The organism is Corynebacterium sp., assembly GCF_022712275.1.
Lineage (GTDB): Bacteria > Actinomycetota > Actinomycetes > Mycobacteriales > Mycobacteriaceae > Corynebacterium.
On record NZ_JALAGU010000008.1, the window covers coordinates 76,297 to 93,919 of the forward strand.

Here is a 17,623-nt window from a genome sequence, read left to right on the forward strand (position 1 = left end):
CCGGAGTTACCGGATCACCGGCTTGAAGGACGGCCGGGTCTTCTCGTAGGCGGCGATCGCGTCGGCGTCCTGCAGGGTGATGCCGATGTCGTCGAGTCCGTTGAGCAGGCGCCAGCGGGTGTCCTCGTCGACCACGAAGGGGAAGACGTGCTCCCCGAGGGTGGCGGTCTGTGCGTCCAGGTCGACGGTCATCTCCGCACCGGGACGCTGCTCCAGCAGCTTCCAGATCAGTTCGATCTGTTCCTCGGGCATGACGCCGGCGAGCAGACCGTTCTTGGCGGTGTTGCCACGGAAGATGTCGCCGAAGCGCGGCGAGAACACGACACGGAACCCGTAGTCGAGCAGTGCCCAGACGGCGTGCTCACGGGAGGAACCGGTACCGAAGTCGGGCCCGGCGACGAGCACCGAGGAGTGCACGTAGGGCTTCTGGTTGAGGATGAACTCCGGGTCCGTGCGCCAGGACCTGAACAGACCGGACTCGAAGCCGGTCCTGGTCACCAACTTGAGGTACTCGGCGGGCACGATCTGGTCGGTGTCGACGTTGGACCGCTTCAGCGGCAGCGCCACACCGGTGTGGGTGGTGAATGCTTCCATGTCAGCTCTCCTCAGAGATCGGCCGGGCTCGCCAGGTGACCGAGCACCGCTGTGGCTGCGGCGACCGGCGGAGAGACCAGGTGGGTGCGTCCACCCTTGCCCTGGCGTCCCTCGAAGTTGCGGTTGGAGGTGGAGGCCGACCGCTCACCCGGGGAGAGCTGGTCGGGGTTCATGCCCAGGCACATGGAGCAGCCGGCGGTGCGCCATTCGGCACCGGCGTCGAGGAAGATCTTGTCCAGCCCCTCCTCCTCGGCCTGCTTCTTCACCTGGGTCGACGACGGGACGACCATCATCCGCAGACCGTCGGCGACGTGGCGTCCGCGCAGCACCTCGGCGGCGGCGCGCATGTCCTCGATGCGGGAGTTGGTGCAGGAGCCGAAGAAGACGGTGTCGATGCTGATGTCGCGCAGCGGAGTGCCTTCCTCCAGCCCCATGTACCTGATCGCACCCTCGGCGGCGATGCGCTCGGTCTCGTCGGTGATGTCCTCGAGGTACGGGACATGGCCGGACAGCGGCAGCCCCTGGCCGGGGTTGGTGCCCCAGGTGACGAAGGGGGTCAGCGCAGAGCCGTCGATCTCGACGACGGTGTCGAAGACCGCGCCCTCGTCGGTGGCCAGGGAACGCCAGTAGTCCACCGCGTCCACCCAGTCCTGTCCGGTCGGCGCGAAGCGACGGCCTCTGAGGTAGTCGAAGGTGATGTCGTCCGGGGCGATCATGCCGGCACGGGCGCCGGCCTCGATGCTCATGTTGCAGATCGTCAGCCGACCCTCCATGGACAGCTTCCGGATCGCCTCGCCCCGGTACTCGATGATGTGACCCTGAGCGCCGCCGGTGCCGATCTTCGCGATGATGGCGAGGATGAGGTCCTTGGCGGTGACGCCGGGCTGCAGTTCCCCGCTGACCTCGATGGACATCGTCTTGAACGGCTTGAGACGCAGCGTCTGGGTGGCCAGGACGTGCTCGACCTCACTGGTTCCGATCCCCATGCCGATGGAGCCGAAGGCGCCGTGGGTGGAGGTGTGCGAGTCGCCGCAGACGATGGTCATGCCGGGCTGGCTGGCGCCGAGCTGCGGGCCGACGGTGTGGACGATGCCCTGGTCGGCGTCCCCCATCGGGTGCAGTTCCACACCGAACTCGTCACAGTTCTTCCGCAGTGTCTCGACCTGCAGGCGGGAGACCTTGTCCTCGATCTCCAGCAGGTTGCCGGTATGGACACCGAGGGTCGGCACGTTGTGGTCCTCGGTACCCAGGGTCAGGTCGGGACGCCGCACGGGGCGTCCCGCCTGGCGCAGACCGTCGAAGGCCTGCGGGCTGGTGACCTCGTGGATCAGGTGGAGGTCGATGTAGATCAGGTCGGGTTCGCCGGGTTCGCCCCTGGTGACGACGTGGTCGTCCCACACTTTCTCGGCCAGGGTGCGGGGTGTGTCCGGTCGTGTGGTGCCCCGGTTCTGCTGTGTCACAGCGGTCACGGTTGCTCTCCTCATGAAAAAGTGCTGCGGTATGAGTTTCACACGGTGGGACGCAGGAGCGGCAGATGCCCCGGGTAGTCAGTCCGGGACCCGGTCCTGGCAGTTCCACTGGATGGAATGTAGTATATCAGATTATGGGAACTACCTCTGACGTCCCGGTACCCGTCACCAGCGGCATCCAGGTACTTGACCGTGCGCTGCTGATCCTGGGCATCGTCGCACGACGACCGCACAGTCTCTCCGAACTCTGCGAGACCACCGGCCTGCCACGCGCCACCGCGCACCGTATCGCCGTCGCCCTCGAGAAGCACCGCATGGTGACGCGACTCGACGACGGCCAGTGGACCGCCGGTCCGGCCCTGGCCGAGCTCGCACCGAAGTCCTCGGCACGCCTCGACGAAGCTGCGGAGTACGTGCTCCCGTCGCTGGTCCAGCGTACCGGCGAGTCCTGCCAGCTCTACAAACTCTCCGGTGCCGAGCGCATCTGCGTGGCCACCTCCGAGCCCCCGCTGGGCCTTCGCGACACCGTCCCGGTCGGTGCCCGGATGACGCTGGCCGCCGGGTCCGCGGCGAAGATCCTCGTCGCCTTCTCCCCCAAGAGCTTCCAGGACGAGATCCTGCAGACCGCGACCTACACCGCCGCCGATCTGGAGCAGATCCGGGTCGCCCGGATCGCCGAGTCCATGGGCGAGCGCGAGCCGGTGCTGGCCAGCACCTCGGTACCGGTGCGGGACGCCACGGGCGTCATCGCCGCGCTGTCGATCTCCGGGCCGATCGACCGGATGGGCCCCTCCCCCGCCGCCCGCCACCGTGAGGCCCTGCACGCCGCGGCGATGGACCTGGAGGAGCACCTGCGGTAGGAGACTGCGCCGGCGGTGACACCGGACGCAGTGACTCACGCAAGCGGAAAGCCCCGCACCAGAAGTTCTGGTGCGGGGCTTTGCCTGTCGGTACTCCGTACGGGATTTGAACCCGTGTTACCGGCGTGAGAGGCCAGCGTCCTGGGCCGCTAGACGAACGGAGCATTCGTTGGTGAGATCCGGCATGCGCCGCTCTCTGCAACGCGTTGAACTATATAGGAACGTCGCACAGAACGCCTAATCGACGGCAGAAATACAGTGTGACCTGCTCAGATACTGCGCATCCGACACTGACGTAGCCTCGCGGTATGACCCTTGCCCTGACCGATACCACCGAGCTCCGCGCCCGCCGGCTCATCGCCCAGCTGCTGGCCCCCTCAGCGGCCCGCCCTGAGCCCGGGTCTCTGGCGGAGACGGCGACCTGGCTCACCGCCGTACAGGCCCAGAACGCCGCCGCCGGCCGCGAGGCCCTCGCGCTACGCACCGGGTCGGACTCCCTCTCCCCTGCCGACCTCACCGCGGCCGGTGTCGTGCGCAGCTGGTCCCAGCGCGGCACGCACCACTACCTCCCCGCCCGGGACGTCCGCTGGATCACACTGTTGTGCTCACCGCGTGTCCAACGCGCCTCGGCGAAGCGCCGGGGACAGCTGGGTCTCACCGACGCCGACGTCGAGCTGGGCCGCGCGTCCCTGCTGGACGCCCTCGCCGACGGCACCTCCCTGACCCGGACCCAGTGCTACGGGGTCTTCCGGGACGCCGGCGTGGATCCCGACGGTGGACGTGGCCCGCACATGCTCCGCCACTTCGGCGGCGAGGGCGACATCATCCAGGGCGTCCCTGCCGGGCGGGAGGAGACCTTTGTGCTCCATGACGTCGCCGTCAGTGATCCCGTCAGGCTCACCGGCCAGGACGCCCTGGGCACCCTGGCCACCCGCTACTTCCACTCCCGAGGTCCGGCGACGGTGAAGGACTTCGCCTGGTGGACCGGAGTGACCGTCACCGACGCGAAGAAGGGCACGGCTCTCGCCGTGGCCTCCGGCTCCGTGACCGAGGCATCCGCGGACGACGGCCGCACGATGTACCTGGCTGACTGGCAGGCGGATGTCACCGCCGCAGAACTGGCGGACGCCGTCTCCCCGGAGCACGCGGACATCTCCCTGCCCGCCTTCGACGAGTATCTCATGGCCTACACGAACCGCTCCGACATCATCACCCCGGACGTCACCGTCGAGGTCGGCCCGACGAAGAACGGCCTGGTCCGTCCCAGCGTCCTGCGGGCAGGCGTGGTCACTGGCCGGCGGTGAGGATCCTCGCCTGCTCTTCCGCCTTCGCCAGCAGCTCCTCGCTGGTGAGGTAGCGGCGCTCGAAGGACTTCCAACCCTGGACGTGCATGTGCCACTCCCCGGTCTCCGGGTCACGACGCGGGTGGGCGAAGCGCACCCACCGGATCTTCGGCTCCACCTCGCCGGTCTCCGGGTTGATGCGCGTGTAGTGCACCACCGAGCAGTTGTGGATGGTCATCGTGGGGTCCTTGTCATTCCTGAGGAACTCCTCGTCGCTCCAGCGTTCCAGCACCAGGCGGGTAGACCACATGAAGTCACCGTGGGAGACCACGAGGACGTTCTGGTTCTCACTCTCCCGGTGCAGGGTGCTCAGCAGGTTGCGCACCCGGTTCTCTGCTACCTCGGCGATCGACTCGCCGGCCGGCGGGGACCAGTACAGCGGGTCCTTCCGCTTGAGCAGTGCATTGTGGGAGTACTGCTCCTCGAAGACCGCCCGTGGCAGCGGGGAGATCTCGCCCCAGGACCGCTCCCGGACCACACGGTTCTCCTCCCAGGACGCGTCCGGGATGCCGAGGGTCGCCGCGGTCTCCCGGGTCCGGACGAACGGCGAGGTGATGCACCGGTCGAAGTCGTCGATGTTCTCCCGGATCCACTGCCCCGCCGTCTTCGCCTGTGCCACCCCGGCTTCGGTGAGGCGCCAGGACCGGTCGGCGACGAGCATCGTCGCCTCGGTGAAGAGTCGCTGGTCACCTGCCTTGTCGCGCTTCTGGATGACATTGGCCTCGCTCTGTCCGTGCCGGACGAGGACCAGATTCCTGGGCATGGTCATGCGCCCCAGAATAGACCGATCGAACCGGAGGCGTCGCACGCAGAAAGTCCCGTTCCATTCTGTCCGGGGACAGTATGGGAACGGGACTTTCTTCAAGTGGTACTCCGTACGGGATTTGAACCCGTGTTACCGGCGTGAGAGGCCAGCGTCCTAGGCCGCTAGACGAACGGAGCATATACAGTTGAAATACCGCGAAAAAGTATTTCCGCTGGCCTACCAGGACTCGAACCTAGAACGACGGTACCAGAAACCGCTGTGTTGCCAATTACACCATAGGCCAAAAACAAGGCACTCTCGCGAAAGAATGCGTGGTACTCCGTACGGGATTTGAACCCGTGTTACCGGCGTGAGAGGCCAGCGTCCTAGGCCGCTAGACGAACGGAGCATTGAAAAGTAGAAGGAGATTCCAGCTTTTCAGCTGGCCTACCAGGACTCGAACCTAGAACGACGGTACCAGAAACCGCTGTGTTGCCAATTACACCATAGGCCAATCATTACGACGGTGAAGAAGACTCCGTGAAACGGTGCCCCCTGCCGTGCAACGGGGACTACTGTAGCCCGCGCCCCTACAGGGCGCAAACCTGCAGGTAGTTCCTGTCCTCTGCCGGTTCCCTACTGCTCAGGCGCCACGAAGGGAGTGACGGCCCGGGCCGCACGCAGCCGCGCGAGGGTGGACTCACGGCCCAGCAGCTCCATGGACTCGAACAGCGGCGGGGAAACCTGCTCGCCGGTCACGGCGACACGCAGTGCACCGTAGGCCTTACGAGGCTTGAGCTCCATGCTCTCGATGAGCCGACCACCGACCTTCGCCTCGATGGTCGCGGTGACGAACTCGCCCTCGCCCAGTGCCTCAAGCTCCTCGATGGTGGCGTCGAGCACCTCGACGGCGTCCTCCTTGAGATTCTTCTTGGCGGCCTTGGGATCAAGCTCCAGGTCGGCGTCCGCGGTGACGAGGAAGCGCAGCAGACCGTCGGCGTCGCCGAGCATCTTGATGCGGGTCTGGACCAGGTCGGCGGCGAAGGTGAACTTCTCGGCCGGGTAGTCCGCCGGGAAACCCTTGTACTCCTCCAGGTAGCTGCGCAGACGGGCCGCGAAGTCCGCCGGCTCCAGCAGCCGGATGTGGTCGGCGTTGATCGCCTCGAGCTTCTTCTGGTCGAAGCGGGCCGGGTTCGGCTTCACATCGGCGACGTCGAAGTTCGCGATGAGGTCGTCGACGCTGAAGATGTCCTGGTCGGCGGACAGTGACCAGCCCAGCAGGGACAGGTAGTTGATCATGCCCTCGGGGATGATGCCGGCGTCCCGGTGGTTGAAGAGGTTGGACTCCGGGTCGCGCTTCGACAGCTTCTTGTTGCCCTCACCCATGACGAACGGCAGGTGGCCGAACTCCGGAGTGAACTTCGCGACGCCGATGCGCTCCAGCGCCTCGTAGAGGGCGAGCTGGCGCGGGGTCGACGGCAGCAGGTCCTCACCGCGCAGCACATGGGTGATCTGCATGAGCGCGTCATCGACCGGGTTGACCAGGGTGTACAGTGGAGCACCGTTGGAACGTGCGACGACGAAGTCAGGCACGTTCGCGGCCTCGACGCTGACCTCACCACGGACCAGGTCATTCCAGGTCCAGGTCTTCTGCGGCATCCGCAGCCGCCACACGGGCTTGCGTCCCTCAGCCTCGAAAGCGGCGATCTGGCCGTCGGTCAGCTCGCGATCGTAGTTGTCGTAGCCGAGCTTGGGGTCGCGGCCGGCGGCCTTGTGTCGCTCCTCGACCTCCTCCGCGGTGGAGTAGGCAGGGTAGACCTCTCCGGCGTCCTTGAGCTTCTGCAGGACATCGGCGTAGATATCCATACGCTGCGACTGGCGGTACGGGGCGAACGGGCCGCCGACCGGGTCCACACCCTCGTCCCAGCTCATCCCGAGCCAGCTCAGCGAGTCGACGATGGCCTGGTAGGACTCCTCGGAGTCGCGGGCGGCGTCGGTGTCCTCGATGCGGAAGACCAGCTTGCCGCCGGTGTGGCGGGCGTAGGCCCAGTTGAACAGTGCGGTGCGCACCATGCCGACGTGCGGGGTCCCGGTCGGCGACGGGCAGAAACGGACGCGAATGTCACTCATAACCGTCTATTTCACCACATCCACTCCCCCGCGACCTCGCCGGTGTAGCCCACCGCCTCCAGATCACACAGCCAGGCATCCAGCGGCAGAACCCCGCTCTCAGGCACGCAGCGCCCGGGGTCGTCGGCGAGTTGGACATGGGCCGGCAGCTGCCCGTTCCAGCGCAGGCCCTCCAGCCAGTCGGTGATCCCCTTGTCCCCGACGGTTCCCGCGAGGTGCCACAGATCGGCGAGCAGGCCGGTGCCCGGGGTGGAGTCGATGATCTCGTGGGCGTCAGCGATGGTCTGCACGGGGTAGTCGGTGGGCCCGGGTTCCGGGCTGCGGCTGGGTTCGATGAGGACGGTCCCCAGGTGTCGCCCGATCACGGACTCTGCGACGGCGGCGATCCGTTCGCGCTGGGTGTCGGTGATCTGCCGTCCGTCGCGGCCGACGAGGAGATTGAACAGTTCCGCACCCGTCTTGCCCGCGAGGCGCGCGTGCGCCTCCAGGTGGCGCCGGCTCAGCGGTTCCCGGTGAAGGACGCCGCGCTCCCCGAAGTCCAGGTCCCCTGCCCAGAAGTTCAGGGCGACGAGGGTGAGTTCCCGCCGTTTCAGTTCCTCGACGAGGTCGTCGACCTGGGTGTCGGTGGGTTCGGGCGTGGTCCAGGGCCACCACAGTTCGATCCGGTCGATGCCGAGGGCACGGGCCCGGTCGAAGTCGGGGTCGCCGGGCGGTCGGCCGATGGAGCAGTTGATCGCGGTGCAGTACGCGTCCGGGGCGAGTTTCACCTCACCCAGTGTGGCACTGTCGCGCCGGCTACTCCGTCAGACCCTGAAACTGAATCTTCTTTCAATCATCGAGGAGTGCTTCCACGTACACCACCACCGTCCACGGTGCCCACGACGTCCGTTTCGACAAGCTCACCCCGGCCTCCCCCGGTTCCGGCGAGGTCCGGATCCGCCCCGCCTTCAACGGCATCTGCGGCTCGGGCATCCACCTCATCGACGATCCGGAGACCTCCGGCTGCATCCTGCAGCTCAGCGCGCTGGTGGAGCCGATGGCCGTGGCATGGCACGCGGTCCGCCTCGCCGAGGTCACCCCGGAGGACGCCGTGGTCATCGCCGGTGCCGGCCCCATCGGACTGGGGCTGTTTCTCGCATTGCGGGCACAGGGCGGGCACAGGGGGGGTGGAGAACGTGGTCCTCTCCGAACCCTCGGCGGAGCGTCAGGAGGCCGCCGCAGCGCTCGGTGCACAGGTCGTCGACGCCACCGCACCCGATTCCTCGGCGCAGGTGCGGGCACTCGTCAGCCCGGAGCGTCCGACCGTCGGATTCGATGCCGCCGGGTCCGCGGCAGCCTTCACCGCCGTACTGCGCCTGCTGGGCCTGCTGGGCCTGCTGGGCCTGCTGGGCCTGCTGGGCCGGATGGTGGTCGTGGCGATCCACACCCGTGAGTTCCCCTTCAACCCGACGATGGTGCTGCTCGCCCGGGAGCGGTCGGTTTTGCACAGCTACGCCTGTCCGGCGGCCGACTTCCGCGAGGTCATCGACGCGATGGCGCAGGGCCACTACCCCACCACCGGTTGGGTCGTGACGCGTCCGGCCCGTGAACTGGAGGACGATGTCGAGGAGCTCAAGGACGGTCGGGGCACCAAAGTGCCGCTGGAGATCTGACCCCTCCCGTACCATCGGCCTCATGAGGTCCCTGAACACTCCCGCGTCCGGCATCTCCCGCGTCGCCGTGGTCACCGGCGCCGGCGGTGGCCTGGGCCGTGCCTTCTCCACCGCCCTGGCCCGTGACGGCTGGACCGTCGCCGCCCTGGGCCGCACCCTGTCCTCACTCAGCGAGACAGTGACCGCCTGTGCGTCCGCCAGTGCCGCCGCCGACAGTCCCCGGCCACACTCCGCGGTGGTCTGCGACGTCACCGACGAGGCCTCGGTCACCGAGGCGGTCCGTACCGTCACCGGCCGCTATGGCCGGCTCGACCTGCTGGTCAACAACGCCGGCACGCCCGGCCCCACCGGCCGCATCGACGGGGTGGACGCGGCGACCTTCGAACACACCCTGCGTACCAACACCCTCGGCACCTTCCTGTGCACCCGGGAGGTCTTCGCCTGGATGGCGTCCCACGGCGGGGGCCGGATCATCAACAACGGGTCCATCGCCGCCCATGCCCCGCGCGCCGGAGTCGCCGCCTATGCCGCGTCGAAGGCCGCCGTGGCGTCCCTCACCGTCTCCACCGCGCTCGACGGCCGTGACGTCGGGATCACCGCCACCGAACTGGATATCGGCAACGCCCGTACGGAGCTGCTGTCCACCTTCAGCTCCACCGAGCCGATGTTCGACGCCACCGAGGCGGCCCGGCTGCTCGTCACCGTCGCAGACCTGCCGGCGGATGTCAGCGTGGACACGGTGACCGTCACCGCGACGGGGATGCCCTATCTGGGGCGAGGATAGCGACGACGTGATTTCTGTCACCCGTGACCGCTGGGTACGGTTGTCTGCGTGACCTACCTCGACCGCCCCGCGACCGCCCCGGACTTCCTGTTGTCGCGCTCCTCCGGAAGCCTGCGCACGCGCGGGTCCCGGGCGAACTGGCCGGATCCGTTCGAGGCCGCGACCGCACTGCGCAACGGGGACGCCGGGCTCATCGTCGGCGCGGTCCCCTTCGACACCGCCAACCGGGCGGCACTGACCGTCCCGGAGGTCATCACCGAATCCGAGGGGCCGCTGGAGCCGCCGGCGCACTACCGCGGTCTGGACGCCGGACAGAAGGCCGAGGTCCTCTCGGTGACCCCGCTGACCACCAGCGAGGAGCACCAGACCACGGCGGCGGCGGCGATCGCCACGATCCAGAACTCGACCCTGGAGAAGGTGGTGCTGGCCCGCGCGGTCGACGTCGAGTTCGCCGAGGAGGTCGACCCGCTGCTCATCGCGGCCCGGATGATCGACCTCTCCGCCCGCCGGGACGGCTTCGCCGTGGACCTGGGCGCGACCGGACGCCACGACGACAAGGACACCATGCTCGTGGGCTCCTCCCCCGAACTGCTGATCCGACGCCGCGGCACCACCGTGGAGGCCCTGCCTCTGGCGGGCTCGGCGGCGCGACTGCGTGACCGGGACGCCGATGTGACGGTCGGCCGGATGCTCCAGGACTCGGTCAAGGACCTCTCAGAGCATCGCTGGGTCACCGACCACTATGAACGGGTCCTGTCCCCGGTCTGCACGGAGCTGTCGGTCCCGGACCGCCCGGAGCTGATCCAGACCAACGAGATGTGGCACCTGGGCACACGGATCCAGGGCACGGTGCCGGAGGACGGCCCCTCCGCCCTGGATCTGGCTCTCATGCTGCACCCCACCCCAGCGGTCGGCGGGTACCCCACCCATGAGGCCCTCGGGATCATCGACGAGGTCGAGGAGCCGCGGGACTTCTACGCCGGTTTCGTCGGCTGGTGCCGCGACAACGGTGACGGCGAGTACATGGTCTCCATCCGCTGTGCCGAGGTCGCCGGAGCCGGTGCCCGGGCATGGGCCGGTGGCGGGATCGTGGCGAACTCCTCGGCGTCCGCCGAAGCCGCGGAGACCACCGCGAAGCTCCAGACCGCTCTGCGGGCCCTCAATGTGCCGGCAGCACTGCGCGCGGTGTAGAAGTCCCCCGGAAACCTCTGTATCCAGCCTTGTGACTTGACCAGCAGTTGCGTAATCGACGTTCCGGAACAGCGGCCAGAAACATGGTCGGAAGGCGTCACAGACGCCGGACCGGTCGACGATCGGTCGACCACCAGACACCTGCTGACAAGGACACATCCATGAAGCTCCGTTAGAGCATCCTCTCCCTCGGATCCTCCGCGTGAACCGACAACCCGTTCGACACCATCGCGAGCATCTCCACCGTCATCGGCCTGGGCAACGCGCTCAACATCCAGCTGCCGAAGCTCCCCTGATCCGGCAGTGACGACGGACGCCCCGACCTCCCGGTGGAGGTCGGGGCGTCCTTCTGTGCGCCGGTAGCTCTAGTAGCGCTCGATGGGGTTGACCAGGTGGCCGAGACCGGGGATCTCGACATCGATCGAGTCACCGGGGACCATCTCGGCGGTACCGGCCGGGGAACCGGTGCAGATGACATCGCCGGGCAGCAGGGTGAACGCGGAGGACACCCACTCGACAATCTCCGGGATGGACTTGATCATCTGGTCGGAGTTCGAGTTCTGCTTGGTCTCGGTGGCACCGTCGTGGGTGAGATGCGCCTTGATCGGCAGGTTGTCGAGCTCGGCGAAGTCCAGGTCGGTCTCGATCCACGGGCCCAGCGGACAGAAGGAGTCCAGGCCCTTGGCACGAGCCCACTGGCCGTCAGCGAACTGCAGGTCGCGGGAGGACACGTCATTGACGATGGTGAAGCCGAGGACGACGGACTTCCAGTCGTCGCGCTTGACGTCCTTGCAGGGCTTGCCGATGACGATGGCGAGCTCGCCCTCGAACTCGACGCGGGTGGCCCACTCCGGGATACGGATCGGGGCCTGCGGACCGACGACGGCTGTCGGGGGCTTGATGAAGATCGTCGGGGGAAGGTGCTCCGCGGACTTCTTGAAGACCTCCTTGACGTGGTCGGCGTAGTTACGGCCGACGGCGACAACCTTGGAGGGGAGGATGGGGGCGAGCAGCCGGACATCCTCGAACGGCCAGCTGCGGCCGGTGAACTCGGGCTCGCCGAAGGGATGACCCGCGATCTCGCGGCAGGTCGCACCTGTGCCGTCCGGCTGGCCCCCTTCCACGACTGCGAAGGCCATGCCTTCGGGGTGTGCAATTCGGGAGATACGCATGTCTTGACACCCTACAGAGAGTGTCCTGGGTGTCACCCACCCACCGCCCCTGATCCGGCATTAATGGACGAAAATGCCCATATCGTGGGAAGTTCGGGTGAGGAATGTCACACCTGAGTGGAACGTAGCGTGGTGAACTTCCGAGCCCCCTCCCCGCCCGCCGTCAGCGCGAGGTAGAGCTCAGCGCACGCCAGCGCGTCGGTGACCGCCCGGTGGTTGCCGTAGTACGGTAGTCCGTAGCGCGACCGTACCCGGGGCAGCCGCAGGTCCTCACCGCGCGGGTAGGTGCCCATCCGCTCCATGTGGCGTCGCTCCAGGTCCAGGGTGTCCACCACCGGCACCTCGAACCGCAGCCCGAGTTCCTGCCGGCACACCGCGTCGAGGAACCCGGTCTCCATCACCGCGAAATGGGCCAGCAGCGCCCGCCCCTCGACCGCCTCGAGAAGTTGCCCGAGCGCCTCACCGGCCGGGATGCCGGCCGCCACCGCATCATCGGTGAGGCCGTGCAGGGTCACGGACGTGCCCACACCTGTGTCATCGTCGACCGTGTCGCGCAGGATCACCTCCCGTGCACCGGACAGGTCGATCACCCTGCCATCGAGCGGCACCCACCCGATGGACAGCAGCCGGTCCTTCTTCGGGTCCAGCCCGGTGGTCTCCACATCGACCGCGAGCAACGGCAGCGTCCCCAACGGGGTGTCCGGGGCCGGTGGGGACAGGTCGACGCGGCGCCGGCGCCGCAGAAACCCCATCACGTGCTCCGGACCGGGTAGGCGGTGGTCAGGGCGGACTGGATGGACTTGATGATGCCGAAGGCGTCGCGCAGGTTCTCCCGTTCCAGCCGCCCCAGCGCATCCGGGACGACGGCGTAGTCGGTGGTCTCCCCGGCGCGCAGCTGCCGCGCCTGATGACGCAGCGCCAGGCCGGTCAGCACCCCGAAGGCGTCGGTGAGGTCGCGGGCCCCCTTCGCGGAGACGACGCCTGCCTGTGCGGCTGCGGCGAGGCGCTGGCCGGTCCCCACCACCGGTGCCCCGGCGACGAGGGCGTACAGCCGCGCAATCTGGACGATGGCGGCGATCCCGCCCTTCTTCACGTCGAGGGTGTTGGCGTAGTCGCCACCCCGGCGAACCACCAGGCCACGGAAGACCCCAAGTGGCGGTTCCCGGCGCACCGCCAGCGCCGCGAGCTGGGCATGCAGGCGTCCGGAGCTTTTGGCCGAGGCGACCGCGGCACGGTGGACCTGCTCGACGAGCTCACGGGAACCGTGGACGACACGCATGTCGAAGAAGGTCTGGGCATAGAGCAGCGCGTCCGGGTCCGGCGCCGTCACCCAGGTGTGGAAGATGTCCGCCCACTGCCCCACCGTCATCCGCCATGCCGGATTGGAGGCCATCATGTCCCCGGGGCAGTACACCTGACCGGCCGCGGCCAGCCCGTCGCACACCATGGCCGACAGGGCGGCGAAGTACCCACTGTGGGCGTCCTCGTCGTAGTCATCGGAGAGCACCAGGCAGTTGTCCTGGTCGGAGGCGAAACCGGCGGCACGACGGCCCTGTGACCCCACCACGGCGAAACCGTAGGGCACCGGCGGCGGGCCGAGCTCCTCCTCGGCGAGCGTGAGCAGCCGGCGGGCCAGGGAGTCCAGGCCGACGGTGAGCAGCTCACTGACCTCCTCCGGCGACGCGCCGCGCTCGATGAACCCGGCGGCCATCGTCGCGGCGTCGTCGACGATGCGTTTCATCTGCTCGTCGGTGCTGGCCTTGGCCAGGTCAGCCGTGAGGTAGATCGGGTCATTGCGCATGGTGCGCATGACGTCGGACGCAGCGAGAATGCCGACCAGCACACCGCCCTGCGAGGCATCGGTGACCGGCAGGTGATGAATGTGCAGGTCGCTCATCCGCAGCATCGCCTCGAAGACGGTGCCCTCCGGTTCGACGGACACCGGGTCAGGCGTCATGATCTGACGGACCGGGACGCCGGCGTCCACCCCGGCGGCGAGAACACGGTTACGCAGGTCCCGGTCGGTGATGATGCCCACGAGGCGGCGTCCTTCCGCTGCACTGTCCACCACCGGCAGGCAGGAGACCCGCTGCTCCCCCATCAGCGCGGCGGCTTCCGCGACAGCCACCGACGCGTCGACGGTGACCAGGTCCCGACAGTGGTGCTCCATGTCGGCGACGGTACGACGCAGGACGTCGGTGCCGGCGCGCTGGCGGAGGCGGTCGGCATCCGCACGGATACGCACCGAGAGCCCCGCGTAGTAGCGGGCGACATCGGGATTGCGGCCGACGAGTTCGAGCAGGTCCGCGCCGGGCAGGGTCAGCAGGAGACTGTCCTCGACGGCGACCATCGTGTAGTACGACGGGCCGTGCGTATCAGGGGCGGCGAGGTAGTCCCCTCTCACCCCGGGCAGCATCGCCGAATAGCCGAAGGAATCACCGGTGCCTCGTCGATCGAGCAGGACCCCGGAGTCATCGGTGACGTCCACCGCGCCGGAGCGGACGATGAACAGATGGTCGTTGTCGTTGCCTGAGGTGATGACCGTGTCGCCGCGCCGGACATAGGTCATCGTCATCTTCGCCGGCAGCGCGTCGAGGTCAGCCTCCGGCAGGTGGGCGAAGGGCTCCTGTTCTGCGAGGAAGCGGCGGATTTCATCGAGTTCCACACTCATGGGCTCACAGTACGTTGCAGACTGAACGTGCACCCCCGCACCGGGGTATAGGCAACGAGTTGCACATAATCATGTGATGGCGGTTACACTGCCTGCCATGGCGTTGGACCACGCGATCATGATCTCCCTGGCGGAACGACCCGGCACCGGCTACGAGCTGAGCCGGCAGTTCTCCACGTCCCTCGGCCACTTCTGGCCGGCGACCCGCCAGCAGATCTACCGCACCCTGTCCCGCCTGCATGACCGTGGCCTGGTGACCTGTGAAGACGTCCCCCAGCAGGGCCGTCCGGACAAGAGGGTCTACACCCTCTCCCCCGCCGGGGAGGACGCCCTGGCGTCCTGGATCGCCGAGCCCTCCCCCGTCCCCACCCTGCGGGACAGCCTGGGTGTGAAACTGCGCGGCGCCGAACACGGCGACCTGGCTGACGTCCTGACCGACGTCCGGCACCACCGCGCCGTCCACGCCGAACGACTGGCCCTGTACCGCGGCTACGCGGTCACCCAGTTCCCCGAGGCCGCGTCCGGACCCACGGCCCTGACCGGCCGACGACTGCACCAGTACCTCGTCCTGCGCGGCGGCATCCGCATGGAGGAAGGATTCGTCGCCTGGTGCGACGAGGTACTCGAGACCCTGACTCCCTCTGACTACCGAGAAGAGCTGACATGACTGACACCACTGCCCCCTTCCCGAACCTGTTCCGTCCCCTGGACATCGGCGGTATCACCCTGCCCAACCGCTCGGTCATGGGCTCGATGCACACCGGCATGGAGGAGCGCATCTGGCACGCCGACGAGCTCGGCGAGTTCTACGCGGAACGCGCCCGTGGTGGCGTGGGCCTCATCATCACCGGTGGCATCACCCCGACCCGCTCCGGCGACCTCATGCCGCTGGGCGGACGCATGGCGACCCCGCTGTCGGTCCTCCACCACCGCCGGATCACCTCCAAGGTCCACGAGGCCGGCGGACTGATCGCCATGCAGATCCTCCACGCCGGACGCTACGGCGTGACCCCGTTCAAGGCCGCGCCTGGTTCCGAGCCCTCGCCGATCCACCCCTTCAAGCACATCCGGATGACCGACCGCATGATCCGGTACACCATCCGCTCCTACGGTCGGGCGGCACGACTGGCGCGCAAGGCCGGGTACGACGCCGTGGAAATCATGGGCGGCGAGGGCTACCTGATCAACCAGTTCCTGTGCCCGCACACCAACGACCGCACCGACCGGTGGGGTGGGTCGACCGTCAACCGGCAGCGGTTCCTCGTCGAGGTCATCGATGAGATCCGACGCCAGGTCCCGCGCGATTTCCCGGTCATTCTGCGCCAGTCCGTCGCCGACTTCGTCAAGGACGGCCAGACCTTCGACGAGATCGCCCTGCTCGCCAAGCGTGCCGAGCGCCACGGGGTGGACGCCATCAACACCGACATCGGCTGGCACGAGGCGAAGGTACCGACCATCGTCACCTCGGTGCCGCGTGGTGCCTTCGTGAAGTTCACCGAGCGACTGGCCGACGTGGTGAAGATCCCGCTCATCGCCTCGAACCGGATCAACACCCCGGAGGTCGCCGAGGACATTCTCACCGACCGCCGGGTGGACGCCGTCTCGATGGCCCGACCTTTCCTCGCCGATCCGGCGTTCATGAACAAGGCTTCGCAGGGCAGGTCCGAGGAGATCAACACCTGCATCGGCTGCAACCAGGCCTGCCTCGACCACGCCTTCGTCGGCAAGAAGGTCACCTGCCTGGTGAACCCCCGGGCCGGTCGGGAGACGAAGCTGGTGCTCTCCCCCACCCGGTCGGCGAAGAAGGTCGCGGTCATCGGTGCGGGCCCGGCGGGCCTGTCGGCGGCGGTCTCTGCAGCGGAGAAGGGCCACAAGGTGACCCTGTTCGAGTCCCGTGACCATGTCGGCGGTCAGTTCGCCATAGCTGCCCGGATCCCCGGCAAGGAGGAGTTCCATGACTCCATCCGCTACTTCCGGACGCAGCTGGCGGTCCGTGGTGTGGATGTCCGGCTGAACACCCGGGCATCGGCGGAGGATCTGGTGGCCGGCGGTTTCGACGATGTCATCCTGGCCACCGGTGTGACGCCGCGCATCCCACAGATCGACGGGATCGACCACCCCTCGGTGATGACCTACGCCCAGGCCGTACTCGGCGAGCGCGAGATCGGCCACCGGGTCGCCGTGCTAGGGGCCGGCGGTATCGGCTTCGATGTCTCCGAGTTCCTCACCACCCCGACCGGCGAGGATTCCCCGACGCTCAACCTCAAGGAGTGGGAGCAGGAGTGGGGTGTGACCGAAGATCTTGAGACCCCCGGTTTCCTCACGAAGCCGCGTCCGGAAGCTCCACTGCGCAAGGTGTACATGATCCAGCGCAAGGCGTCCCGCCAGGGTAAGTCGCTGGGCAAGACCTCCGGCTGGGTACACAAGGCCTCGGTGAGGGGGAAGAAGGTCGAGCAGATCAGCGGTGCGACGTACGAGAAGATCGACGACGCCGGCCTGCACCTAGCCTTCTACGAGGAGACGAAGGACAGGAAGGGCAGGGTCATCTCGAAGGAGCTCAAGGAGCGCCGCGTCATCGAGGTCGACAATATCGTGCTGTGCACCGGCCAGGAGTCGGTGAAGGAGCTCGCGGAGCCGCTGAAGGCTGCCGGCATCGACGTCACCATCGTGGGTGGCGCTGACCTGGCTGCCGAACTGGACGCCAAGCGTGCGATCCGCCAGGGCACGGAGGCTGCGGCGAAGATCGCGTAATCGCGCAGCCGTAGCCCGGTCGTCCCCGTCTGTCATGGCGGCAGGGACGCCGGGTCTTTCCGTATGTGGAAGGGCACAGGTCAGGGTTCGGGGCCTGCTCTGGCCGGGGACAGGGGACCGTCAGCCTCGGTCACCGCGATGACACCTGCCGGGCCGGTCCAGATCACCGTCACCCCACCATCGGTGGTCTCCGCCGCCCACAGTCCCGCAGTTTTCAGGGCATGATGCAGCCGGCACAGGCACATCCCGTTGATCACGGCC

Annotated in this window: 16 protein-coding genes, 5 tRNA genes and 1 pseudogene; 7 read left to right on the forward strand and 15 right to left on the reverse strand. The window is 67.7% G+C overall.

Annotation, left to right across the window (positions count from 1 at the left end; all coding sequences use genetic code 11):
* Positions 1 to 6: 6 nt before the first annotated feature.
* A complete protein-coding gene (gene leuD / locus Q0A27_RS01180) occupies positions 7 to 594 on the reverse strand; it encodes a 3-isopropylmalate dehydratase small subunit (protein ID WP_291473255.1) in 588 nt (195 codons plus the stop codon).
* 11 nt (positions 595 to 605) lie between these two features.
* Positions 606 to 2,063 (reverse strand): 3-isopropylmalate dehydratase large subunit, encoded by a 1,458-nt coding sequence (gene leuC / locus Q0A27_RS01185; protein ID WP_291473256.1) that lies wholly within the window; start codon positions 2,061 to 2,063, stop codon positions 606 to 608.
* Positions 2,064 to 2,197: 134 nt separating this feature from the next.
* Here leuC and Q0A27_RS01190 point away from each other — a divergent pair, with 134 nt between their 5' ends.
* Positions 2,198 to 2,923, forward strand: coding sequence for an IclR family transcriptional regulator (locus Q0A27_RS01190; protein ID WP_291473257.1), 726 nt, complete (start codon positions 2,198 to 2,200; stop codon positions 2,921 to 2,923).
* A 91-nt stretch (positions 2,924 to 3,014) separates the two neighbouring features.
* Here Q0A27_RS01190 and Q0A27_RS01195 read toward each other — a convergent pair.
* Positions 3,015 to 3,087 (reverse strand) — tRNA-Glu (locus Q0A27_RS01195).
* A 144-nt stretch (positions 3,088 to 3,231) separates the two neighbouring features.
* Here Q0A27_RS01195 and Q0A27_RS01200 point away from each other — a divergent pair.
* A complete protein-coding gene (locus Q0A27_RS01200; protein WP_291473258.1) occupies positions 3,232 to 4,227 on the forward strand; it encodes a winged helix DNA-binding domain-containing protein in 996 nt (331 codons plus the stop codon).
* On the opposite strand, the gene Q0A27_RS01205 is transcribed toward Q0A27_RS01200, so the two are convergent.
* The 8 genes from Q0A27_RS01205 to Q0A27_RS01240 all read right to left on the reverse strand — a co-directional run bounded on the left by Q0A27_RS01205 (position 4,211) and on the right by Q0A27_RS01240 (position 8,257).
* Positions 4,211 to 5,035 (reverse strand): histidine phosphatase family protein, encoded by an 825-nt coding sequence (locus Q0A27_RS01205; RefSeq protein ID WP_291473259.1) that lies wholly within the window; start codon positions 5,033 to 5,035, stop codon positions 4,211 to 4,213. The genes Q0A27_RS01200 and Q0A27_RS01205 overlap by 17 nt on opposite strands.
* 97 nt (positions 5,036 to 5,132) lie before the next feature.
* A tRNA-Glu gene (locus Q0A27_RS01210) sits at positions 5,133 to 5,208 on the reverse strand.
* Positions 5,209 to 5,243: 35 nt separating this feature from the next.
* Positions 5,244 to 5,315: transfer RNA gene (locus tag Q0A27_RS01215), tRNA-Gln, on the reverse strand.
* 29 nt (positions 5,316 to 5,344) lie between these two features.
* Positions 5,345 to 5,420, reverse strand: a tRNA-Glu gene (locus tag Q0A27_RS01220).
* A 33-nt stretch (positions 5,421 to 5,453) separates the two neighbouring features.
* Positions 5,454 to 5,525 (reverse strand) — tRNA-Gln (locus tag Q0A27_RS01225).
* 122 nt (positions 5,526 to 5,647) lie between these two features.
* Positions 5,648 to 7,141, reverse strand: a complete 1,494-nt coding sequence (gene gltX, locus Q0A27_RS01230) for a glutamate--tRNA ligase (protein WP_291473260.1) — start codon at positions 7,139 to 7,141, stop codon at positions 5,648 to 5,650.
* Between the two features lie 11 nt (positions 7,142 to 7,152).
* The gene (locus Q0A27_RS01235; protein WP_291473261.1) at positions 7,153 to 7,908 is read right to left on the reverse strand and encodes a TIM barrel protein; all 756 of its coding nucleotides are present in this window, start codon (positions 7,906 to 7,908) and stop codon (positions 7,153 to 7,155) included.
* 61 nt (positions 7,909 to 7,969) lie between these two features.
* Positions 7,970 to 8,257, reverse strand: a complete 288-nt coding sequence (locus tag Q0A27_RS01240; protein ID WP_291473262.1) for a hypothetical protein — start codon at positions 8,255 to 8,257, stop codon at positions 7,970 to 7,972.
* 50 nt (positions 8,258 to 8,307) lie between these two features.
* Between Q0A27_RS01240 and Q0A27_RS01245 the strand changes: the two genes are divergently transcribed.
* Genes Q0A27_RS01245 through Q0A27_RS01255 form a run of 3 tightly spaced genes read left to right on the forward strand, consistent with a single transcriptional unit; the run spans position 8,308 to position 10,768 of the window.
* Complete coding sequence (locus tag Q0A27_RS01245) at positions 8,308 to 8,793, forward strand: zinc-binding dehydrogenase (protein WP_291473263.1); 486 nt, start codon at positions 8,308 to 8,310, stop codon at positions 8,791 to 8,793.
* Positions 8,794 to 8,815: 22 nt separating this feature from the next.
* Positions 8,816 to 9,577: an SDR family oxidoreductase gene (locus Q0A27_RS01250; RefSeq protein WP_291473264.1), complete on the forward strand. Its 762-nt coding sequence runs from the start codon at positions 8,816 to 8,818 to the stop codon at positions 9,575 to 9,577.
* Positions 9,578 to 9,625: 48 nt separating this feature from the next.
* The gene (locus Q0A27_RS01255; protein WP_291473265.1) at positions 9,626 to 10,768 is read left to right on the forward strand and encodes an isochorismate synthase MenF; all 1,143 of its coding nucleotides are present in this window, start codon (positions 9,626 to 9,628) and stop codon (positions 10,766 to 10,768) included.
* 365 nt (positions 10,769 to 11,133) lie between these two features.
* Here the strand turns inward: Q0A27_RS01255 and Q0A27_RS01260 are convergent, their stop codons facing one another.
* The 3 genes from Q0A27_RS01260 to Q0A27_RS01270 form a co-directional block, all read right to left on the reverse strand.
* Positions 11,134 to 11,940: a fumarylacetoacetate hydrolase family protein gene (locus Q0A27_RS01260; RefSeq protein ID WP_291473266.1), complete on the reverse strand. Its 807-nt coding sequence runs from the start codon at positions 11,938 to 11,940 to the stop codon at positions 11,134 to 11,136.
* A 107-nt stretch (positions 11,941 to 12,047) separates the two neighbouring features.
* Positions 12,048 to 12,692: an exonuclease domain-containing protein gene (locus Q0A27_RS01265; protein WP_291473267.1), complete on the reverse strand. Its 645-nt coding sequence runs from the start codon at positions 12,690 to 12,692 to the stop codon at positions 12,048 to 12,050.
* On the reverse strand, positions 12,692 to 14,611 hold the full coding sequence (locus Q0A27_RS01270; RefSeq protein WP_291473268.1) for a putative nucleotidyltransferase substrate binding domain-containing protein: 1,920 nt from the start codon (positions 14,609 to 14,611) through the stop codon (positions 12,692 to 12,694). The genes Q0A27_RS01265 and Q0A27_RS01270 overlap by 1 nt, the downstream gene beginning before the upstream one ends.
* 97 nt (positions 14,612 to 14,708) lie before the next feature.
* Between Q0A27_RS01270 and Q0A27_RS01275 the strand changes: the two genes are divergently transcribed.
* Both Q0A27_RS01275 and Q0A27_RS01280 read left to right on the forward strand, forming a co-directional pair.
* Positions 14,709 to 15,278: a PadR family transcriptional regulator gene (locus Q0A27_RS01275; RefSeq protein ID WP_291473269.1), complete on the forward strand. Its 570-nt coding sequence runs from the start codon at positions 14,709 to 14,711 to the stop codon at positions 15,276 to 15,278.
* A complete protein-coding gene (locus Q0A27_RS01280) occupies positions 15,275 to 17,362 on the forward strand; it encodes an NADPH-dependent 2,4-dienoyl-CoA reductase (RefSeq protein ID WP_291473270.1) in 2,088 nt (695 codons plus the stop codon). The genes Q0A27_RS01275 and Q0A27_RS01280 overlap by 4 nt, the downstream gene beginning before the upstream one ends.
* Before the next feature lie 80 nt (positions 17,363 to 17,442).
* Here the strand turns inward: Q0A27_RS01280 and Q0A27_RS01285 are convergent.
* Positions 17,443 to 17,623, reverse strand: a pseudogene (locus tag Q0A27_RS01285) (HNH endonuclease); the annotation flags it as partial.